At 71.1% G+C, this 18,956-nt stretch carries 18 protein-coding genes; 6 read left to right on the forward strand and 12 right to left on the reverse strand.

What is annotated here, in order from left to right:
* Positions 1-90: 90 nt before the first annotated feature.
* On the forward strand, positions 91-624 hold the full coding sequence (locus tag ACZ63J_RS09320; RefSeq protein ID WP_465403719.1) for a methylated-DNA--[protein]-cysteine S-methyltransferase: 534 nt from the start codon (positions 91-93) through the stop codon (positions 622-624).
* A gap of 160 nt (positions 625-784) precedes the next feature.
* On the opposite strand, the gene ACZ63J_RS09325 is transcribed toward ACZ63J_RS09320, so the two are convergent.
* Positions 785-1,375 carry a DinB family protein gene (locus ACZ63J_RS09325; RefSeq protein ID WP_465403721.1) on the reverse strand — a complete coding sequence of 197 codons (591 nt, stop codon included), beginning with the start codon at positions 1,373-1,375 and terminating at the stop codon, positions 785-787.
* On the reverse strand, positions 1,338-2,564 hold the full coding sequence (locus ACZ63J_RS09330; protein WP_465403723.1) for an MFS transporter: 1,227 nt from the start codon (positions 2,562-2,564) through the stop codon (positions 1,338-1,340). The genes ACZ63J_RS09325 and ACZ63J_RS09330 overlap by 38 nt, the downstream gene beginning before the upstream one ends.
* Before the next feature lie 73 nt (positions 2,565-2,637).
* On the opposite strand from ACZ63J_RS09330, the gene ACZ63J_RS09335 reads away from it, so the two are divergent.
* The gene (locus ACZ63J_RS09335; RefSeq protein ID WP_465302828.1) at positions 2,638-3,084 is read left to right on the forward strand and encodes a MarR family winged helix-turn-helix transcriptional regulator; all 447 of its coding nucleotides are present in this window, start codon (positions 2,638-2,640) and stop codon (positions 3,082-3,084) included.
* Here ACZ63J_RS09335 and ACZ63J_RS09340 read toward each other — a convergent pair.
* Positions 3,047-3,619, reverse strand: a complete 573-nt coding sequence (locus ACZ63J_RS09340) for a hypothetical protein (protein WP_465403725.1) — start codon at positions 3,617-3,619, stop codon at positions 3,047-3,049. The genes ACZ63J_RS09335 and ACZ63J_RS09340 overlap by 38 nt on opposite strands.
* 64 nt (positions 3,620-3,683) lie before the next feature.
* The gene (gene lysX, locus ACZ63J_RS09345; protein WP_465403727.1) at positions 3,684-7,007 is read right to left on the reverse strand and encodes a bifunctional lysylphosphatidylglycerol synthetase/lysine--tRNA ligase LysX; all 3,324 of its coding nucleotides are present in this window, start codon (positions 7,005-7,007) and stop codon (positions 3,684-3,686) included.
* A 237-nt stretch (positions 7,008-7,244) separates the two neighbouring features.
* Between lysX and panB the strand changes: the two genes are divergently transcribed.
* Positions 7,245-8,108: a 3-methyl-2-oxobutanoate hydroxymethyltransferase gene (gene panB / locus ACZ63J_RS09350; protein WP_354919570.1), complete on the forward strand. Its 864-nt coding sequence runs from the start codon at positions 7,245-7,247 to the stop codon at positions 8,106-8,108.
* Here the strand turns inward: panB and ACZ63J_RS09355 are convergent.
* Both ACZ63J_RS09355 and ACZ63J_RS09360 read right to left on the reverse strand, forming a co-directional pair.
* On the reverse strand, positions 8,105-8,974 hold the full coding sequence (locus ACZ63J_RS09355) for a cytochrome c oxidase assembly protein (RefSeq protein ID WP_465403729.1): 870 nt from the start codon (positions 8,972-8,974) through the stop codon (positions 8,105-8,107). The genes panB and ACZ63J_RS09355 overlap by 4 nt on opposite strands.
* Before the next feature lies 1 nt (position 8,975).
* Complete coding sequence (locus ACZ63J_RS09360) at positions 8,976-9,902, reverse strand: undecaprenyl-diphosphate phosphatase (protein WP_465403731.1); 927 nt, start codon at positions 9,900-9,902, stop codon at positions 8,976-8,978.
* A 427-nt stretch (positions 9,903-10,329) separates the two neighbouring features.
* On the opposite strand from ACZ63J_RS09360, the gene pip reads away from it, so the two are divergent.
* Complete coding sequence (pip, locus tag ACZ63J_RS09365) at positions 10,330-11,274, forward strand: prolyl aminopeptidase (RefSeq protein ID WP_465403733.1); 945 nt, start codon at positions 10,330-10,332, stop codon at positions 11,272-11,274.
* Here pip and ACZ63J_RS09370 read toward each other — a convergent pair.
* Positions 11,260-11,814, reverse strand: coding sequence for a TetR/AcrR family transcriptional regulator (locus ACZ63J_RS09370; RefSeq protein WP_465403735.1), 555 nt, complete (start codon positions 11,812-11,814; stop codon positions 11,260-11,262). The genes pip and ACZ63J_RS09370 overlap by 15 nt on opposite strands.
* Positions 11,815-11,873: 59 nt before the next feature.
* Here ACZ63J_RS09370 and ACZ63J_RS09375 point away from each other — a divergent pair, with 59 nt between their 5' ends.
* Positions 11,874-12,653: an SDR family NAD(P)-dependent oxidoreductase gene (locus ACZ63J_RS09375; protein ID WP_465403736.1), complete on the forward strand. Its 780-nt coding sequence runs from the start codon at positions 11,874-11,876 to the stop codon at positions 12,651-12,653.
* On the opposite strand, the gene ACZ63J_RS09380 is transcribed toward ACZ63J_RS09375, so the two are convergent.
* From ACZ63J_RS09380 to ACZ63J_RS09400, 5 genes are all read right to left on the reverse strand, one after another.
* Entirely contained in the window at positions 12,650-13,447 is a 798-nt protein-coding gene (locus tag ACZ63J_RS09380; RefSeq protein WP_465403738.1) for an ABC transporter permease, read from the reverse strand. The two genes, ACZ63J_RS09375 and ACZ63J_RS09380, sit on opposite strands and share 4 nt — an antisense overlap.
* Before the next feature lie 8 nt (positions 13,448-13,455).
* A complete protein-coding gene (locus ACZ63J_RS09385) occupies positions 13,456-14,295 on the reverse strand; it encodes an ABC transporter permease (RefSeq protein ID WP_465403740.1) in 840 nt (279 codons plus the stop codon).
* 79 nt (positions 14,296-14,374) lie between these two features.
* Entirely contained in the window at positions 14,375-15,577 is a 1,203-nt protein-coding gene (locus ACZ63J_RS09390; RefSeq protein WP_465403742.1) for an ABC transporter substrate-binding protein, read from the reverse strand.
* Positions 15,578-15,587: 10 nt separating this feature from the next.
* Positions 15,588-16,658, reverse strand: a complete 1,071-nt coding sequence (locus ACZ63J_RS09395) for an ABC transporter ATP-binding protein (protein WP_465403744.1) — start codon at positions 16,656-16,658, stop codon at positions 15,588-15,590.
* A gap of 8 nt (positions 16,659-16,666) precedes the next feature.
* The gene (locus ACZ63J_RS09400; protein ID WP_465403746.1) at positions 16,667-18,088 is read right to left on the reverse strand and encodes a gamma-aminobutyraldehyde dehydrogenase; all 1,422 of its coding nucleotides are present in this window, start codon (positions 18,086-18,088) and stop codon (positions 16,667-16,669) included.
* A 111-nt stretch (positions 18,089-18,199) separates the two neighbouring features.
* Here ACZ63J_RS09400 and ACZ63J_RS09405 point away from each other — a divergent pair, with 111 nt between their 5' ends.
* Positions 18,200-18,934 carry a FadR/GntR family transcriptional regulator gene (locus ACZ63J_RS09405; protein WP_465403748.1) on the forward strand — a complete coding sequence of 245 codons (735 nt, stop codon included), beginning with the start codon at positions 18,200-18,202 and terminating at the stop codon, positions 18,932-18,934.
* The last annotated feature ends 22 nt before the right edge of the window (positions 18,935-18,956 follow it).

Below are 18,956 nucleotides of genomic sequence, written 5' to 3' on the forward strand. Positions count from 1 at the left end.
GACGGCCTCCTCGAACTCGGCAAACCACCCAAACCGAACCTAGCGATCCAGCGGATCCGCGGCACCCCTCTTCAGTCGTAGGCTGATCGCATGACAACGGGGTTCACGGTGTTCGACACGGCGATCGGGCCGTGCGGGCTGGCGTGGCGCGACGACGTCGTGATCGGGACGTCGCTGCCCGACGGAGGCGCCGCCGGGATGCGCGCCCGGCTGGCCGGACGGTTCCCGGACGCCGTCGAAGGCCCGCCGCCGGCGCCGGTCCGGGCGGCCGTCGACGGGATCGTCGCGCTGCTGAACGGCGCGCGGGACGACCTGACGTCGATCCGGCTGGACCTTTCGGGCGTGCCGGAGTTCAACCGCCGCGCGTACGAGATCGCGCGGGCCATCCCGCCGGGCAAGACCCTGACCTACGGCGACATCGCGCACCGGCTGGGTATGCCCGGGTCGGCGCAGGCCGTCGGGCAGGCCATGGGGAACAACCCGTTCCCGATCGTCGTGCCGTGCCACCGGGTCATGGCGGCCGGCGGCAAGGACGGCGGGTTCTCGGCCCGCGGCGGGGTCGCGACCAAGCGCCGGATGCTCGTGATCGAAGGCGCGCTGGCGGACGAGCCGACCCTGTTCTGACCGGTTCGGACGTGCGGGAAGGGTCGACACACGTGACTGAAGGGTCGACACGCGTGATTGGGGGGTCGACACGGCCCGGCGGGACGGACCGCCGGGCCGGAACGGACGACACGCGTACCCAGGCGGACGACACGCGTGCCTGGATGGACGACACGGGTGGTCAGGCGGGCTGGGTTTCCGGGGTCCAGGGTTTGACCCACGGGGTCTCCGGCCAGCCTTCGGCCGCCGCCATCAGGGGGATCGCCGTGCCGCCGTCGACGTGCTCGCGGATGATGTCCGCGTGGCCCGCGTGGCGCGCGGTCTCCTCGATCAGGTGCAGCAGCACCCAGCGCACCGACCACGCCTCGACGTCCTGCGGGTACCAGGGCACCCCCTTCGGGACCGGGACCGGGCGGCCGAGGTCGTCGATCCGGCCGATGACCTCAGCGGTGCGGGCCGCGACCTCGTCGTAGCGCGCGAGCACGCTCTCCAGCGTCTCCTCGGGACCCAGCCGGTAGCCCGCCTCGTACGCCGCCATGCTTTCGCCGAACGGCTTCTGCGGCAGCTGCAGGATGATGTCGAGCCAGCCGTCCTCGGTCGTCGCGACGTGCTTGACCAGCCCGCCCACCGAGAGCGCGCTCTTCGTCGGCGTGCGTCTCGCCTGATCGTCCGTGAGCCCGTGTGCGGCCAGCTTGAGGACGTAGCGCTGCTGCTCCAGGAACCGCAGCAGCCCCTCACGCTCGTCGGCCACCGGGGGCACGTTTCCCGCCATCAAGACCATCTCCTTCGAGTCCGTTTCCGGAATCGTGCCATCCGCCACCGACATTTCCGGCGGAAACGGCCAAGAGCAGCGCGGCCGCGATCGCGAGCGCCCCGCGGGCGCCCGTCCACGCCGCCAGCGGGCCGGCCAGTGCCGTGCCCGCCGGGGTCAGCCCGAACCCGGCCAGGGACTGGTACGCCGAGACCCGCGACAACCGGTCGTGGCGCACGTGCTGCCGCAGCAGCGTCATCAGCCCGACGCCGAACACCTCGACGCCCACGCCGGCCAGTCCTGCCGCGAGGCACACGAGGAAAACCGGGGCGCCGCAGGTCATCGCGACCAGGGGCGCGGCCGTGAGCGCGCCCCCGCCGACCGCCCAGCGGCGCGACGGCGTCCAGGTCAGCAGCAGGAGGCCGCCCAGCACCATGCCGGTCGCGTCGCAGGCCATGATCAGCCCCCACGCGGCCGCGTCGGCCGCCACGACCGGGCCGAGCACCAGCTCGTACGCCCCGACGGCCAGCGCGTTGACCGCCGCGAACTGGACGACCATCGGCGCCAGCCAGCGGTGCGACCGGAACTCGGTCCAGCCCTCGCGCAGCTCGCGCAGCACCCCGGTCCGGGCGCTGAACGTGCCTTCGATCCGGATCGCCAGCCCGAGCACAACCGCGACGACGAACGTGAGCGCGTCCGCCACCAGCGTCCAGCCGGGCCCGGTGGCCGCGACCACCAGCCCGCCGAGGGACGCGCCGCCGATCTGGGCCAGGTTCAGGGCCAGCCGGAACGCGGCGAACGCGCGCGGCCCCTCCTCCCGGCTCAGGTCGCGCAACAGCAGGCCCTGCGCGGCCGGCCTCGCGAACGCCGTCGCGACGCCGGTCAACGCGGCCGCGACCGCGACGTGCGCGAGCCGCGCCTGACCGGTCAGGACCGCCACCCCGAGCCCGGCCTGGACCGCTGCCGACACCACGCTCGTGCCGACCAGCACGCGGTTGCGCGGCCACCGGTCGGCGACCACCCCGCCGACCAGGAAGAACGCCAGCGCCGGCACGAGCCCGCAGACGCCGACCACCCCGACGTCGACCGCCGAACCACCCATCCCGAGCACCGCGAAGACCACCGCGACCTGGGCGCCCGCGGTGCCCAGGGCCGAGATCGTCACCGCCGTGGTGTGCAGCACGAACGTCCGGTTCCGCCACAACGACACAGTTCCCCCAGAGTTAGATGCAAAGTAGTTAGTATCAATTTCGTCTATATACTTTGCGGGTAGAGTCGGAGGTGTGTCAACCGAGAACATCCCCACCGGCGCGGAGCTGGCCGACGCGCTGCGGCGCATCACCCACGTCCTGCGCCGGTACGCGGGCGCGCCCTACGCCCGGCGCGGCTGGCCGACGGCCCAGGTCCAGCTGCTGCTGATGGTCGACCTGCTCGGCGACCGGCCACGAATGGGCGAGGTCAAACGCCGCCTCGGGGTGACCGGCCGCGCGATCACTTCAGCCGTCGACGCGCTGGAGCGGGACGGCCTGCTGCGGCGCGAACCCGACCCGACCGACCGGCGCGCGAGCCTGCTGGCCGTCACCGACGCCGGCCGCGCACGGCTGACGGAGATCGAGCGGATCCAGCACGGGCACGCCGACGACACGTTCAGCGTGCTCGACCCGGCCGAGCGCAAGACCCTGCTGGAGCTGCTCAGCCGCCTCGAGGCGCATGTCGGGGCGCAGGCTTGATGAAGGCGTACGCCCCGCCCACGCCGTACAGGGCGGCGCGCACCACCTGCTGAACGCGCGTCACCACACCTTCGGCCGTGTCCAGCTGCCGCGCGAGCACCACGGCGGCCCAGGTGAGCAGCACGACGACGAGCCCGGCGACGGCCAGCGCCCGCCAGCCCGGCGGCCACCACAGGATCAGGCTGACCACGCCGACCGTGAGCACCACGGTCGCCAGCGACGACAAAAGCCCGCTCTGCCCGGGATAGGCGACCTGCAGCAGCGCGACGGCGCCGAACCCGCTCACCGAGATCGAGCTGAGCCGCGCCGTCCAGTGGACCGGGCCGAGCCGGTTCAGCGGCGGCCCGGCGAGCACGAACGCGACCCCCGAGACGGCGAGCAGCACGCGGAACACCGGCGGGCCGGTCAGCAGCGCCTCGACCGGGTCACGCACCGGCGAGACGCCCGTCGGGAGGAAGAACTCCAGCAGCCACCCCGAATACGCCAGCACGGCCAGTCCCATGAGGAGGGCCGAGGCGATCCGAGCCGTGCGCACGAGGCACACAGTAAGCGACCCCAGGCGTCCTGGCGGTGTGACGCTGACCGGGTCGACTGACTCGTTACGCGTGCGGACGGACGAAGGGGAACAGGACCGTCTGGCGGATCGACGCTCCGGTGAGCATCATGAGCAGCCGGTCGACGCCCAGGCCGAGGCCGCCGGTCGGCGGCATCCCGTGCTCCAGGGCCAGCAGGAAGTCCTCGTCCAGCTCCATCGCCTCGACGTCGCCGCTGGCCGCGCGCAGGGACTGCGCCTCCAGCCGCCGCCGCTGCTCGATCGGGTCGGTCAGCTCGGTGTAGGCGGTGCCGACCTCGGAGCCGAACGCGATGAGGTCCCACCGCTCGGCCAGCAGCGGGTCGGTGCGGTGCTGGCGGGTCAGCGGCGAGACGTCCGTCGGGTAGTCCGTGTAGAACGTCGGCAGCACGGTCGAGCCCTCGACGAGGTGCTCGTGGGCCTTGAGCACGAGGTCGCCGTGGCTCGGGTCCTCCCCCACCGGCACGCCCGCGGCGACGCACAGCCGGCGCAGCTCGGCCACGGAGGTGCCCGAGTCGATCCGCTCGCCCAGCGCCGCGGAGACGGCTTCGTGGACCGGGACGACCGGCCAGTCGCCGGAGATGTCGTGCTCGACGAGCTTTCCGGCCGCGTCGGGCCGGCGCACGACCTGGGCGCCGTACGCCGCTTCGGCCGCGTGCTGGATGAGCTCGCGGGTCAGGACGCGCATCGAGTCGTAGTCGGCGTAGGCCTGGTACGCCTCGAGCATCGTGAACTCGGGGTTGTGCGTCGCGTCGACGCCTTCGTTGCGGAAGTTGCGGTTGAGCTCGAAGACCCGCTCTACGCCGGCGACGCACAGCCGCTTGAGGTAGAGCTCGGGCGCGATCCGCAGGTACATCCGCATGTCGTAGGCGTTGATGTGCGTGACGAACGGGCGGGCGTTGGCGCCGCCGTGCACCGTCTGCAGCATCGGCGTCTCGACCTCGAGGTAGTCGGCGTGGTGCAGCCGGTCGCGCACCGCGCGGACGACGGTGGAGCGCAGCCGCAGCATCGCCGTCGAGTCCGGGTTGACGGCGAGGTCGAGGTAGCGCTGCCGCACCCGCGTCTCCGGGTCGGTGAGGCCCTTCCGCTTGTCCGGCAAGGGATGCAGGCACTTCGCGGTGACCGTCCACTCGTCGACGAGCACCGAGAGCTCGCCGCGCTTCGACGTCACGACCTGGCCGCTGACCCCGACGTGGTCACCGAGGTCGACGCCGGTCCGCCAGCCCGTGAGGTCCAGCTGTCCCGCGTCCAGCATCAGCTGGATCTCGCCGCTGAAGTCCTTGACGCGGGCGAAGCACAGCCCGCCGAGGATGCGCATCGCCAGCACCCGCCCGGCGATGCGGACACGGTGGCCGGTGGCGGTGTCCGGGGCCAGTGCGCCGAACTTCGCGACGACGTCGCCGATGTGGTCGTCGCGGCGGAACCCGACCGGGTACGGGTCGATCCCGGACTCGCGCAGCTTGGCGAGCTTCGCGATGCGGACGCGGACCTGCTCGGGCCGCCGCACCGCCCGCGCGGCCGGGGTGGCCGCAGAGGCCTCGATCTCCTTGACGCGCGCGACGAACTCGTCGCCGACCGTCTCCAGCCGCAGCGACCGCGACCGTCCGGTCGGGACGAACCCCTCGAGCGCGCCCGCGACGATGCCGACCCGCGGCAGCCGCCGGGCCGAGGAGTAGCAGAGGAACCGCGGCTCCCAGTCCGGCCCGTACTTGGCGTTCGACCGGTACAGCGACTCCAGCTGGAAGAACCGCGAAGCGAGGCTCAGGACCCCGCGCCAGGCCCGCAGCACCGGCCCCGCGCCGATCCGCTCGCCTTCGGAAAAGACCGCGCGGAACATCGCGAAGTTCAGCGAGATCCGTTGCGCGCCGAGGTGCTGCGCGGCCGCGACGACCTCGGCGATCATGTACTCGTTGAGGCCGTTCTCGGCGTCGCGGTCGCGGCGCATGAGGTCGAGCGAAAGGCCTCGCCGGCCCCACGGGACGAACGACAGCAGCCCGCGCAGCTCACCCCGGGCGTCGTAGGCCTCGACCATCACGCTGCGGCCGTCACTCGCGTCGCCGAGGCGGCCCAGCGCCATCGAGAACCCGCGTTCGGTCTCGGCGCCGCGCCAGGCCTGGGCCCGCGCGAGGAGCTCGGTCATCTCCGCGTCAGGGATCTCGCCGTGCCGGCGGACCTGGGAGGTGTAGCCGGCGCGCTCGATGCGCTTGACGGCCTGGCGCACGGACCGCCGCTCGGGCCCGGCGAGGCTGAACTCGCGGACGTCGAGCACGGCTTCGTCGCCGATCTCCAGGGCGCGCAGGCCGGCGTCGGTGTAGACCTTCGCGCCGGCTTCGCTGGCGCCGAGCACCCCCGGCGTCCAGCCGTAGGTGCGTGTCTCGTCGAGCCACGCGCGGACGGCGTCCGGCCACGACTCGGGGTCGCCGACCGGGTCGGCGCTCGCCACGCTGGTGCCGCCGAGCACGCGGTACGTCACGGCCGCGCGGCCGTTCGGCGAGAAGACGACGCTCTTGTCGCGCCGGGTCGCGAAGTAGCCGAGCGAGTCGTCCTCGCCGTGCTCGGCGAGCAGCTGACGCACCCGCAGCTCTTCGTCGTCCGTGCGCAGGCGACGGCTGCGCACCCCGCGGAAGAGCATGTAGAGGGCCCCGGCGGCGACGAGCGTCGCGGTGAGGTCGATGAGCGCGTCCAGCCAGCCCGGCCCCTCGCCGACGCCGATCCGGCGCAGCTGCAGGTTCTCGCCGGTGGCGTGGTTCACGACCCAGGCGAAGCGCTCCCACGTGTCGCCGAGGTGGCCGGGGAAGGCCTCCGCCAGCCCCCAGCCGACCAGGATGACCACGGCGAACCCGCCGAACAGCATGGTCAGGCCGTCGCGCCAGGCGCTCGGCGCGAGCCGGGCGGGGAAGGCCGGGCGCAGCGCGAGCAGGAACACGATCAGCCCGACCGACAGCACGTCGGCCGCGGTGAGGGCCCAGAGCTGCACCGGGATGTGCCGGACCTGCCGCGACCCGAGCGAGAGCAGCTCGGGTGACCACAGCAGTGTCGCCTGCAGGGCCAGGGTGAGCAGCAGCCCGCCGACCTGGAACAGCACCAGCGTGTACAGCGCGGCCTTCTTGCGACGGCGCAGCGCGGCCCCCAGCACGACCAGCAGCAGCACCATGACCAGGCTCGCGCTGGTCGGCACGCTGAGGCTGGAGAACGCCATGTCGATGCCGTTGAGCAGGTGCCCGTGCGCGCCGCCGGCGAACAGCAGGACCACCGAGAACACCGCGGCCAGCTGGACCACGGTCGCGACGATGCCGCCCGCCTTCGCCTTCCAGGGCCGCACGCGCGGACGCGTGCTCGCGAGGTTTCCCATGGTTGGTTTTGTCGCCTTTCGCGGCCGGTCGATGGTCATGCCTCTTCTTGACGTCAGTGAACACAGGTTGGTTGTCCCCGGTCATCAACCTGAAGGCTGACGGCGGCTCGTCCCCGAGGGTGTGAAGCTTGTCGCACGCGGTTGGGGGCGCTCCGGGCGCGTGTCACGCTTTGAGACGCCCCTGCTCCACGACCCGGGGACCTCACCGAGGCCTCGAGGGAAGGACGGTCGACGACGATGTCTGCCAGCGCCGAAGAACCCGCCCCGTACGGCACCGGACCCGCCGCCAAACCGGCGCCGGGCCGGAAGGTCCGCGTGCACCACCTGCGTGAGCTCAAGGAACGCGGCGAACCGTGGCCCATGCTCACCGCGTACGACATGTACACCGCCGCGCTGTTCGACGAGGCCGGGATCCCCGTGCTGCTCGTCGGCGACTCCGCGGCCAACAACGTCTTCGGGTACGACACCTCGCTGCCGGTGACGGTCGACGAGCTGCTGCCGCTGGTCCGGGCGGTCACCCGATCGGTCAAACGGGCGCTGGTCGTCGCCGACCTGCCCTTCGGCTCCTACCAGCTCTCGCCGCAGCAGGCGCTCGAGACGTCGGTGCGGTTCATGAAGGAGGGCCGCGCGCACGCCGTGAAGCTCGAAGGCGGTCGCCGGTTCGCCGCGCACGTCGAGGCGCTGACGTCGGCCGGCGTGCCGGTGATGGGCCACATCGGGTTCACCCCGCAGAGTGAACACAACCTCGGTGGTTACCGGGTGCAGGGGCGCGGTGAAGCGGCGGACGTGCTGCTCGCCGACGCGCTGGCGCTGCAGGAGGCCGGGGCGTTCGCGGTGGTGATGGAGATGGTGCCCGCCGAAGCCGCGAAGCGCGTCACGGCGGAGCTGAAGATCCCGACGGTCGGCATCGGCGCCGGCCCGGACTGCGACGCCCAGGTGCTGGTGTGGCAGGACATGGCCGGGCTGCGGCGCGGGAAGGCGCCGCGGTTCGTCAAGCGCTACGCCGACGTCGCGACGGTGCTGCAGGACGCCGCGACGGCGTTCGCGGAGGACGTCCGGCGTGGGGAGTTCCCGGCGCCCGAGCACGCGTTCCACGACTAACCCCGGCTCCGGAACCGCTCGGCGAGCTCCGGGTCGGTCTCCCACCAGAGCCCCGACGTCGACGCGGCGCCCGAAGCAGCCTCCTCGTCCAACCGGACGTCGATCTCCTTCGCGCGCCGCTCGTCGTCGCGGGCCCAGCGGACGAACAGCGCGGCTACGAACGGCAGCCCGGCGACGTCACCGCCGATCCAGAGGACTCCCGCGCCGATGATCTGGTCGGTGCGCGGGTCCGGGCCCCGGCCCGGGTGCGCCGCCGCGTAGTGCGCCGGGGCGAGCAGCGGGCCGAGCCAGAGCACCAGGCCGAGCGCGCCGTCGAAGATCACCTCGGTGAACGCGATCCACACCGAGACCAGGTGCGGGTCCTGCCGGGGTGTCGGGTCGAGCGCGAGCCGCGTCCAGAAGTACGTGAAGCCGGCCAGGACGAGGACCGCCCGGACCAGGCCGTCGACGACCGGCGAGGACAGCGTGAGGTCGTAGAGCGGGGTCAGGTAGAGCACGAGCACCGGCGCGACCAGCGTGAGCGTGACGACCGGCGGGAACGTCAGCGCCCGCGCCACCGGGCCGCGGCCGTGGCGGCGCAGCCAGGGCACGGGCCGCGTGTCCAGCAGGAGCCGGATCGGGGCGCCGAGGGCGAGCAGCAGCGGGGTGACCATCAGCAACGTCGTGGTCTGGACCGCCCGGACCCAGAAGAACGTCGTGTCGTAGAAGCCCAGCGGCGAGCAGGTGACCAGCACGATGGTCACGAGCCCGCCGAAGAACGCCACCGTGCGCCCTTTCGGCCAGTCGCGGCGGCGGGCGGCGCGCGTGTAGAGAGTGCCGAGGACCAGCACGATGAGAACCGCCGGGGCGTCGAAGGTCAGCGGCACGTCAGACCGCGAAGAAGATCAGGCTGCCGATTCCGGCGACCACGCAGTAAATGGCGAACGGGGTCAAAGTGCGCGTTTCGAAATATCCGGTGAGGAACCGGACGGAAATGTACGAAGCGACCCCGGCGATGACACTCCCGACGAGCGCCGGACCGAGCGAAGCCTGGTTCTCCGGCGCGAACAGCGTCGGCATCTTCAGCACCCCGGCGGCGAGGATCACCGGCGTGGCGAGGAGGAACGCGAACCGCGCGGCGTCCTCGTGGCCGAGACCGCGGCGCAGCCCGGCGACCATCGTGATGCCAGAGCGGCTGATGCCGGGCAGCAGCGCGAAGATCTGCGCCGCGCCGATCAGCACCGCTTCGCCGACGCGCAGCTTCGCCAGCCGGACGTCGGTCTTCTCCTCGACGCTCACCGCGCGCATGACCAGCGTCTCCTCGGTCGAGAAGTCCACGGTGTCGTCGTCGGCCGCGGGCTTCTTCCGGGAGAACTTCTCGGCGGCGTAAAGGACTCCGCCGTTGAGCGCGAGGAAGACGGCCGCCGGCACCGGTTTGCCGAGGAAGTCGCGCAGCAGTCCCTCGAACAGCAGGCCGGCCAGCCCGACCGGGATGGTGGCGAGCACGAGCAGCCACGCGAGCCGCTGGTCGGGGGTGCGGACCTCCCGGTGGCGGACCGACGTCCAGAGGCCGCCGATGATCCGCACCCAGTCCTTCCGGAAGAACAGCACGAGCGCGAGCGCGGTGGCGACGTGCATCGCCACGAGCACCGCCAGGTAAGGGGAGTCCTTGCCGATGCTCAGGTCCTGCTGCCACTGGCCGCCGAGCCAGGCGGGCAACAGGATGCTGTGGCCGAGACTGGACACCGGAAACAATTCCGACACCCCTTGCAAGGCGCCGACGACAATCGCCTCGACATAGGTCACCGCGGACATTCCGAGCCTTTCCGTGCCACTTTTCGAAGCTTCGACACCGGAACGTACCGGCCCATTCGTTAACACCGGGCAAGGGGCGGGGTCGCACTCAGCGTCCTCTCAGCGCGCGTTCACGTACATGAACTTCAATCATGTCCTTGACTGACGTTCGGGCCTTGGCTTAGCGTTTAGCCCGTCGCCGCCACGACGAAGATTCGAACCCTCGACGAGGAGGACGGGAATGCGTGTGCGGACTGCCTGCCGTTGTGACCACACCGACGGCTTCGTTCCTCCTCGTCCGGACGTCAGCCCTGGCGGCTGACCCACGGACCGGGAGCCCGCTCAGCCCGGCGGCGGGGGCGGGCTCCCGCCTTTTCTTGGTCGTCGTCCCGCCCCTGGCGGCGGGGGTCGGGACGACGACCAGGACCACTCCGGCAGAGTGTCGGGCATGGACGAGCTGTACCCGCCGCTTCCCCCACGCGCCGAAGGGTTCCTGGAAGTCGGCGACGGGCACCGGATCCGGTGCCAGGAGGCCGGCAACCCCGCGGGCAAGCCGGTCGTGGTGCTCCACGGCGGGCCCGGCAGCGGGATCGCGCCGATGGCCCGGCGGCACTTCGACCCCCGGGCCTACCGGATCGTCCTGTTCGACCAGCGCGGGTCCGGGCAGTCGACGCCGGACGCGAGCGACCTCACCGCGAACACGTTGTGGCACCTGGTCGCCGACATGGAGGCCCTGCGCGAACGGCTCGGCATCGAGCGCTGGCAGCTCTTCGGCGGCTCGTGGGGCGCGACGCTGGCCCTGGCCTACGCCGAGACACATCCTTCGCGCGTCAGCGAAATCATCCTGCGCGGTGTGTTCACCGTGCGGCGGAGCGAGCTCGACTGGATCTACCGCGGCGGCGCGGCGAACCTGTTCCCGCGGGAATGGGAGGCCTTCCTGGCGCCGCTGCCCGCCGGACGCCGGGACGACCCGCTGGCCGCGTACAGCGAGCTGCTCTCCCACCCGGAGGAAGAAGTCCGGCACCGCGCGGCGATCGCGTGGAGCACCTGGGAAGGCGCGACGGTTTCGGTGCAGCCGCAGGAGACTTTTGTGCAGCAGTACGCCGATCCGGCGTTCGCGCTGACCTTCGCGCGGCTCGCCGTCCACTACTTCACCCACGGCGCCTGGCTCGAAGACGGCCAGCTGATCCGCGACGCGGGCAAGCTCGCGGACATTCCGGGGATCATCGTGCAGGGCCGGTACGACACGGTCTGCCCGCCGGTGACGGCGTACGAGCTGCACCGGGCGTGGCCGGGTTCGGAGCTGAAGCTGCTCGAGGGCGCCGGGCACGCCGTGACCGACCCCGGTGTGCTGGCCGCCCTGCGCGCGGCGACGGACTCATTCCGCGAGTAGCACCGCGAACACCTTCTCGAGCTTCGCCCTTACGACAGCTTCGTCGGCGCGGTTCAGCTCGGTGCTGCCGATGAGCGTGCGCATCACCCAGAACCCGGCGATCACCGCGAGCACCAGCGCCGGCCCCGCACCGTCCTCCCGGGCCGGGAGGACGTCGACGAGGTGCTTCTCGACGTGCCGTTCGATGCCGGCGCGCAGGATCTCCGCGGCGCGCGGGTTGGGCGCCGAACGCAGCATCAGCAGGAACGGGTCGAGCCGCGCGGCGTCCCGCGCGGTGCGTCGCACCAGCGCGGCCGCGATGTCCGCGGCGAGGGTCGCCGGGTCGTTCGTCAGCACGGTCCGCTCGGCCATCGCCGCCTCGACGACCTCCGCGAAGAGCCCTTCCTTCGAGCCGAAGTAGCGGTTGACGAGCATCGCCGTGACGCCCGCGGACTCGGCGATCTCGCGCACGCCGACGGCGTCGTACCCGGCCCGGGTGAAGGCTTCGAGCGCCGAGTTCAGGATCGCTTCCCTGGTCGCGGCGGCGTTGCGGGGTCTCATGTATACGAGTGTAGACTTGAGTTAAGTCTACAGGTGTATACCTCTTGGGAAGGTGCTACATGGATCTCGAAATCGCCGGCAAGCGAGCTTTGGTCACCGGCTCCAGCGCCGGCCTCGGCGAGGCGATCGCGCGGCTGCTGGCCGCGGAAGGGGCCTCGGTGGTGGTCCACGGCCGGGACGTGTCCCGCGCTTCCCGGGTCGCCGAGTCGATCGGCGCGGCCGGGGTGGCGATCGGCGACTTGTCGACCGACGCGGGCGCGGACGCCGTGGCCGACGCGGCCGGGGACGTCGACGTCCTCGTGAACAACGCGGGCTCGTACGACCACCTGTCCTGGACCGACGCGACGCCGGAGGTCTGGGCGTCGACGTACGAGGCGAACGTCGTCTCCGCGGTCCGGATGATCCACCGGTTCGTGCCGGGCATGCGGTCGCGCGGCTGGGGCCGGGTCGTCCAGATCGGCGGCGGCCTGGCCATCCAGCCGATGGCGATGCAACCCCACTACACGGCGACGCTGGCGGCCCGGCACAACCTGGCGGTGTCCCTGGCCCGGGAGCTCACCGGCACGGGCGTGACGTCGAACGTGGTGTCCCCCGGGGCCATCCTGGTGGACTCGGTGCGCGAGCTGCTGACGGAGATCGCGCCGCAGCACGGCTGGGGCACGACGTGGGCGGAGATCGAACAGCGGGCAGCCCGGGAGCTGGTGCCGAACGACGTCGGCCGGCTCGGCCGCCCGGAGGAGATCGCGGCGGCGGTGGGCTACCTGGTGAGCCCGGCGGCGGCGTACGTCAGTGGCGCGACGATCCGCGTGGACGGCGGCACGATCCGGTCCGTGGCCTAGAGCCGCCCGCCCGACGCCGTGTCGCCGGACAGCCGCTGCGCCAGGTAGACCGGCACCGTCGACACCACGATCAGGACCGCCGCGACCACGTTCACGATCGGCGCCTGGTTGGGCCGGAACAGGTTGTTGTAGATCCAGATCGGCAGCGTCTCCATGCCCGTGCCGAGGGTGAACGTCGTCACGATGATCTCGTCGAACGACAGCGCGAACGCCAGCAGCCCGCCGGCCAGCAGCGCCGACCGCAGCATCGGGAACGTCACCAGGCGGAACGTGGTGAACCCGGTCGCGCCGAGGTCCATCGACGCCTCTTCCAGGTTCCCGCCCATCCGGCGCAGCCGCGCGACGACGTTGTTGAACACCACCACGATGCAGAACGTCGCGTGCGCGATGATCGCCGTCAGCAGGCCGAGGTCGACGCCGAGGATCGTCCGGAACGCGTTGTTCAGCGCGATGCCCGTGACGATCCCCGGCAGCGCGATCGGCAGGATGATCAGCAGCGACACCGGGTTCCGGCCGAAGAACCGGTAGCGCTGCAACGCGAACGCGGCCATCGTGCCGAGCACCAGCGCGATCGCCGTCGCCGCGAGACCGGCTTCGACGCTCGTCCACAGCGCGTTCAGCGCCCCCTCGTTCGACGTGGCGCGGCTCCACCACTCCAGCGTGAAGCTCGACGGCGGGAAGCCGAACGTCGTGTCCGCGTTGAAGGAGTTGAGCAGCACCACCAGCAACGGGAAGTAGATCACCGCCAGGCCGAGCCCCAAGGCCGTCCACAGCACCACGCGGGAGGTACGCACGGAAGCTCCTAGAGGTTGTCGAGCGCGCCGGTGCGGCGCACCGCGGCCAGGTACACGAGCATGATCACGACCGGCACCGTGGCCACCGTCGCGGCGAACGGGAGGTTGTTGGCCGCGCCGATGTTGTCGTAGACGACGTTGCCGAGCATCTGCGAGGTGCCGCCGACGATCTTCACCGCGATGTAGTCCCCCAGCGACAGCGAGAACGTGAAGATCGAGCCCGCCACGATCGCCGGGAACGTCAGCGGCAGGATCACCGACCGGAACGTCCGGAACGGCTTCGCGCCGAGGTCACCCGACGCGTCCACCAGCGAGTCCGGCAGCCGGTCGAGGCCCGCGTAGATCGGCAGGATCATGTACGGCAGCCAGAGGTAGGACAGCGTGATGATCGTGGCCGTGACGCCGTAACCGGGCGAAAGCCGGCTCAGCGCGCCGTTGCCGGACAGCATCGAGCGCCACGCGTACGCCTTCACCAGGTAGCTCGCCCACAACGGCGTCATCACCGCGATCACCAGGATCCGTTGCGCCCGCGGCGAAGCGAGCTTGGCCATCGCGAACGCCATCGGGAACGCGATGACGGCGTCGATCACCGTGACCAGCGCCGCGATCCCGACCGTGCGGAAGGTGATCGTGCGGTAGACCGCGTCGCTGAACAGCGTCTTGAAGTTGTCCAGCGACCACTCGATCACCACCTGGCCGGTGAACGCGTCCGTGTGCCAGAACGCCGTGACGAACAACGCGGCGAGCGCGCCCAGGTAGGCCAGGCCGAGCCAGAGCAGCGGCGCCGAGAGCAGGAAACCCAGGCGCAGCTTGGGTTTCCGGTAGAAGAAGGCCGATACGGCGGTCATCACACCTCGCAGGAGGGAGGTCCGGGAGCGGCGGACGGAGTGGGGGGACACAGCCCGCCGCCCCCGGGGTTCTGGGGGGTCAGCCCTTGATCTCGGTCCAGGCCTTCGTCCACTCGCCGTAGTCCTTGCACTTGACGTCCGTGCGGCCGTCGAGGCACTGCGGGATCGGCGTGGTCCAGTAGGCGATCTTCGACGCGTAGGCCGAGTCGCTGGCGTGGTAGGTGTCGCAGAGGGTCTTGTCGGTCATCTCCGCGCACGCCTTCGTGTTCGCCGGCGCCTCGCCGAAGTACTCGGCGACCTGGGCGTTCACCTTCGGGCTGATGATGTAGTCGAGCCACTTGTAGGCACACGTCTTGTGCGGCGACTTCGCCGCGACCATCCAGGTGTCGGACCACCCGGTCGCGCCTTCGCTCGGCACGGCCGACTCCAGCGCCGCGCCCTCGCCCTTGGTCAGGTTGACCGTGACCTGCCAGGCGGTGCCGACGACGGCGTCGCCGTTCTTCAGCGCCTGCGACTCCTTGAGGTAGTCCGACCAGTACTCGCTCACCAGCGGCCGCTGCTGCTTGAGCAGGTTCACCGCGGCGGTGAACTGCTTGTCGTCGAGGGCGTACGGGTTCTTGATGCCGAGGTCCGGCTGGTGCGCCATCAGGTACAAGGCGGCGTCGGCGATGTAGATCGGCGAGTCGTAGGCGATGACCTTGCCCTTGTACGGCGAGTTCGCGTCGAACATCACCGACCACGAGTTCGGCGCCGGCGTCACCTTGTCGGTGCGCCAGGTCAGCAGGTTCGCGCCCCAGCCGTGCGGGATCCCGTAGGCCACGTTGCCGACGCTGTTCCAGGACTTGTCCTTGAGGAACGGCTGGACGTCGGCGTAGTTCGGCACGAGCGTGGTGTTCACCGGCTCGACGTCGCCCGAAGCGACCAGCCGCAGCGACGCGTCCCCGGACGCCGAAACGACGTCGTACTGCCCGGTCTTCATCAGCGTGACGGCCTCGTCGGAGGTCCCGAATGGCTTGACGTTCACCTTGCAGCCGGTCTGCTGCTCGAACGGCGTCACCCAGTTGACCTTCGGGTCGTTGGAGCCGTTCTCCGCGTACCCCGGCCAGGCCAGCACGTTCAGCGCGCCCTCCGGCTGGCCGAGCGCCTTGAGCGCCTCCAGCTTCGGCGGGGTGAACCCCTGCGCGCCGGGCGGCGCGGACGAACTCGTGCCCGACGTGCCACATGCAGCCAACAGCAGGCTAGCGCCGAGGAGGCCGGCAAGCCGCGTCTTCCTGTTCTTCATGGCAAACCCTTCACTGACCGGGGACCTGAAAACTGTGTTCTTGACGCCAGCTGAGCCGGACGCGGCCGTCCGCGATGGCACCTTCGGTGTTCTGCTGGACCACCGAAAGCTGTCCCCCGGCGTCGAGCGCGACGGCGTACCGCACGGTCGCCCCGGCGTAGACGACGTCGGTGATCGTGCCGGTCGCGCTGGTGTCGCCCGGGGCGGCGGGTTCGGACAGCTCGCCGTCGATGCGGATCTTTTCGGGCCGGATGCTGAACAGGCCCGGCCGGCCGATCACGGACTCGGCGCCGCGCCCACCCAGCAGGTTCGACGTGCCGACGAACCCGGCGACAAACGCGCTCGCGGGCCGTTCGTACACCTCTTCCGGCGTCCCGACCTGCTCGATCTTCCCGTCGTTGAACACGGCGATGCGGTCGCTCATGGTGAGCGCCTCGTCCTGGTCGTGGGTGACGAAGACGAACGTGATGCCGACGTCGCGCTGGATCTGCTTGAGCTCCAGCTGCATCGCCAGCCGCAGCTTGAGGTCGAGCGCCCCGAGCGGCTCGTCGAGCAGCAGCACCTTGGGCCGGTTCACCAGCGCCCGGGCGAGCGCGACGCGCTGGCGCTGGCCGCCGGAGAGCTGCGCGGGCTTGCGCGAGCCGTAGTCGTCCAGCCGCACGGTCTTGAGGGCTTCGAGAGCGCGCTCCCGGCGTTGCTGCTTCGGGACGCGCTTGACCTTCAGGCCGTACTCGACGTTCTGCTGCACGCTCATGTGCGGGAACAGCGCGTAGTCCTGGAACACCGTGTTGACGTCCCGCTCGAACGGCGCCAGCGTGCTGACGTCACGGCCTTCGAGCTCGATCGTGCCGTCGGTGGGCAGCTCGAAGCCGGCGATCAGGCGCAGCACCGTCGTCTTGCCGGAGCCGGACGGGCCGAGCATGGAGAAGAACTCGCCGGGCGGGATGTCGAGGTCGACGCCGTCGACCGCGTGGACGTCGCCGAAGTGCTTGCGCAGCCCGGAAAGCCGGATCGCGGGCCCTTCGGTTTCGTTCGGCGGCGCGGAGTCTTCCCGCGTCTCGGTGGGTGCTTGGTTGGGCATCGCCAGCCTCACAGTGCGCTCATGACGTGCTTGACGCGGGTGTAGTCCTCCAGCCCGTACAGCGAGAGGTCCTTGCCGTACCCGGACTTCTTGAATCCGCCGTGCGGCATTTCGGCGACCAGCGGGATGTGGGTGTTGATCCACACGCAGCCGAAGTCGAGCTTCGCCGCGAGGCGCATCGCGCGCTGGTGGTCGCGGGTCCAGACCGAGGACGCGAGGCCGTACTGGACGGCGTTCGCGGACTTCAGCGCGTCGGCCTCGTCGCTGAACCGCTGGACGGTGATGACCGGGCCGAAGATCTCGTTCTGGCTCAGCTCGTCGTCCTGCCGGAGCCCGGAGACGACGGTGGCCTCGTAGAAGTAGCCCTCGTCGCCGGCGCGATGACCTCCACAGTGGACGGTCGCGTGCTCCGGGAGCCGGTCGATGAAGCCGGACACCTTCTCCAGCTGGGCCGCGTTGTTGAGCGGGCCGTAGGCGACGTCTTCGTCGTCCGGCTTGCCGGTCCTGGTGTTCTCGGCCTGCCGGGCGAGCGCCGCGACGAAGGTGTCGTGCACCTCGTCGGCGACCAGCACCCGGGTGGCGGCCGTGCAGTCCTGGCCGGCGTTGAAGTAGCCCGCGACGGCGATGGCTTCGGCGGCGGCGTCGAGGTCGGCGTCCTCGAAGACGATGACCGGCGCCTTGCCGCCCAGCTCCAGGTGCACGCGCTTGACGTCGTTGGCCGCGGACTTGGCGACCTCGATGCCCGCGCGGACCGAGCCGGTGATCGACACCATCGCCGGGATGTCGTGCTCGACCAGCGCGCGGCCGGTGTCGCGGTCGCCACACACGACGTTGAACACGCCCGGCGGCAGGAACTCACCGGCGATCTCGGCCAGCAGCAGCGTCGACGCCGGGGTGGTGTCCGACGGCTTGAGCACGATGGTGTTGCCGGCCGCGAGCGCGGGCGCGATCTTCCAGATGGCCATCAGCAGCGGGTAGTTCCACGGCGTGACCTGCGCGCAGACGCCGACGGGCTCGCGGCGCACGAACGACGTGTGGCCCTCCATGTACTCGCCGGCCGAACGGCCTTCGAGCACCCGCGCGGCCCCGGCGAAGAAGCGGACCTGGTCCAGGACCATCGGGATCTCTTCGGACATCGTCAGCGCGATCGGCTTGCCGGTGTTCGCGGACTCGACCCGCACGACCTCGTCGGCGCGGGCTTCGAGCGCGTCGGCGATCTTCAGCAGCGCGAGCTGGCGCTGGGCCGGGGTCGTCGTGCGCCAGGTCTCGAACGCGGTCGCGGCGACCTGCAGCGCGTTGTCGACGTCGTCGGGTCCGGCGATCGGCGCGGTGCAGTAGGCGCGCCCGGTGACCGGGTCGACGATCTCCGCCGTCCGGCCCGACTTGGACTCGACGTAGGCCCCGCCGACGTAGTGCTTCAGCTCCTGCACGAGTGACTCCTCGGGTTCGCGAGAGCTAAAACATATGAGTTCATATGTAATAGGACAAGAGGATCAGGCAAGATTGGTGCGAACGGGTACCTCCACCGGCGAAGGGTCACGATGCGCAAGGGCATGTCGCACAGCGCGCGGTCCGCCATGTTCGCGCCGCTCGGCCAGGTCGGGCGGGCGGAAGCGGTGGCGGCCCGGCTGGTCGACGCCATCACGCTGGGCCTGCTCGCCGACGAGGAGCAGCTGCCCAGCGAGGCCGACCTGGCCGCGCAGTTCGGCGTCTCGACCGTGACGGTCCGGGAAGCGCTCGTGGCGTTGCGGCAGCAGGGCCTGGTCGAGACACGGCGGGGGCGCAGCGGCGGCAGCTTCGTCCGCGCGCCGGCCAACCCGCCGTCCGACGCCTGGCGTTCGCGGCTGCGGGAGGTGTCCCTTTCGGACCTGCGTGACGTCGGCGACCACTACCTGGCGATCGCCGGAGCGGCCGCCAAGCTCGCCGCCGAGCGCAGCTCCCCCGAAGACGTCGACCGGCTGCGGCTGGCGACCGACGACCTCCGCACCGCCCGGGGCATCGACTTCACGCGGGCGGAGCGGCAGTTCCACCTGGAGGTCGCGGCGGCGGCGCAGTCCCCGCGGCTGACGCACGAAGAGGTCCACCTGCAGGCCGAGCTCGGCGGGCTGCTGTGGCTGCCGCTCGGCCCCGAGGCACACTCCCACGAGGAGCACACGGCGATCACGGCGGCGATCTCCGGCGCCGACGGCGACCTGGCCCGCAAGCTCACCGAGGAACACGTCCTGGGCGCGCTCGACCGGCTCGCGGACGTGCACCTCGACCTGCTCACCCCCTAAACTCCGCACTACTCCGCGCATC

The organism is Amycolatopsis sp. NPDC104863 (genome assembly GCF_055582965.1).

Excerpts from the sequence above, each read along its gene's own strand:
- ACZ63J_RS09320 (WP_465403719.1), top strand. The coding sequence starts at position 91 with ATGACAACGGGGTTCACGGTGTTCGACACGGCGATCGGGCCGTGCGGG.
- ACZ63J_RS09325 (WP_465403721.1), bottom strand. The coding sequence starts at position 1,375 with ATGGCGGGAAACGTGCCCCCGGTGGCCGACGAGCGTGAGGGGCTGCTG.
- lysX (WP_465403727.1), bottom strand. The coding sequence starts at position 7,007 with ATGGGAAACCTCGCGAGCACGCGTCCGCGCGTGCGGCCCTGGAAGGCG.
- panB (WP_354919570.1), top strand. The coding sequence starts at position 7,245 with ATGTCTGCCAGCGCCGAAGAACCCGCCCCGTACGGCACCGGACCCGCC.
- ACZ63J_RS09360 (WP_465403731.1), bottom strand. The coding sequence starts at position 9,902 with ATGTCCGCGGTGACCTATGTCGAGGCGATTGTCGTCGGCGCCTTGCAA.
- pip (WP_465403733.1), top strand. The coding sequence starts at position 10,330 with ATGGACGAGCTGTACCCGCCGCTTCCCCCACGCGCCGAAGGGTTCCTG.
- ACZ63J_RS09370 (WP_465403735.1), bottom strand. The coding sequence starts at position 11,814 with ATGAGACCCCGCAACGCCGCCGCGACCAGGGAAGCGATCCTGAACTCG.
- ACZ63J_RS09375 (WP_465403736.1), top strand. The coding sequence starts at position 11,874 with ATGGATCTCGAAATCGCCGGCAAGCGAGCTTTGGTCACCGGCTCCAGC.
- ACZ63J_RS09385 (WP_465403740.1), bottom strand. The coding sequence starts at position 14,295 with ATGACCGCCGTATCGGCCTTCTTCTACCGGAAACCCAAGCTGCGCCTG.
- ACZ63J_RS09390 (WP_465403742.1), bottom strand. The coding sequence starts at position 15,577 with ATGAAGAACAGGAAGACGCGGCTTGCCGGCCTCCTCGGCGCTAGCCTG.
- ACZ63J_RS09395 (WP_465403744.1), bottom strand. The coding sequence starts at position 16,658 with ATGCCCAACCAAGCACCCACCGAGACGCGGGAAGACTCCGCGCCGCCG.
- ACZ63J_RS09405 (WP_465403748.1), top strand. The coding sequence starts at position 18,200 with ATGCGCAAGGGCATGTCGCACAGCGCGCGGTCCGCCATGTTCGCGCCG.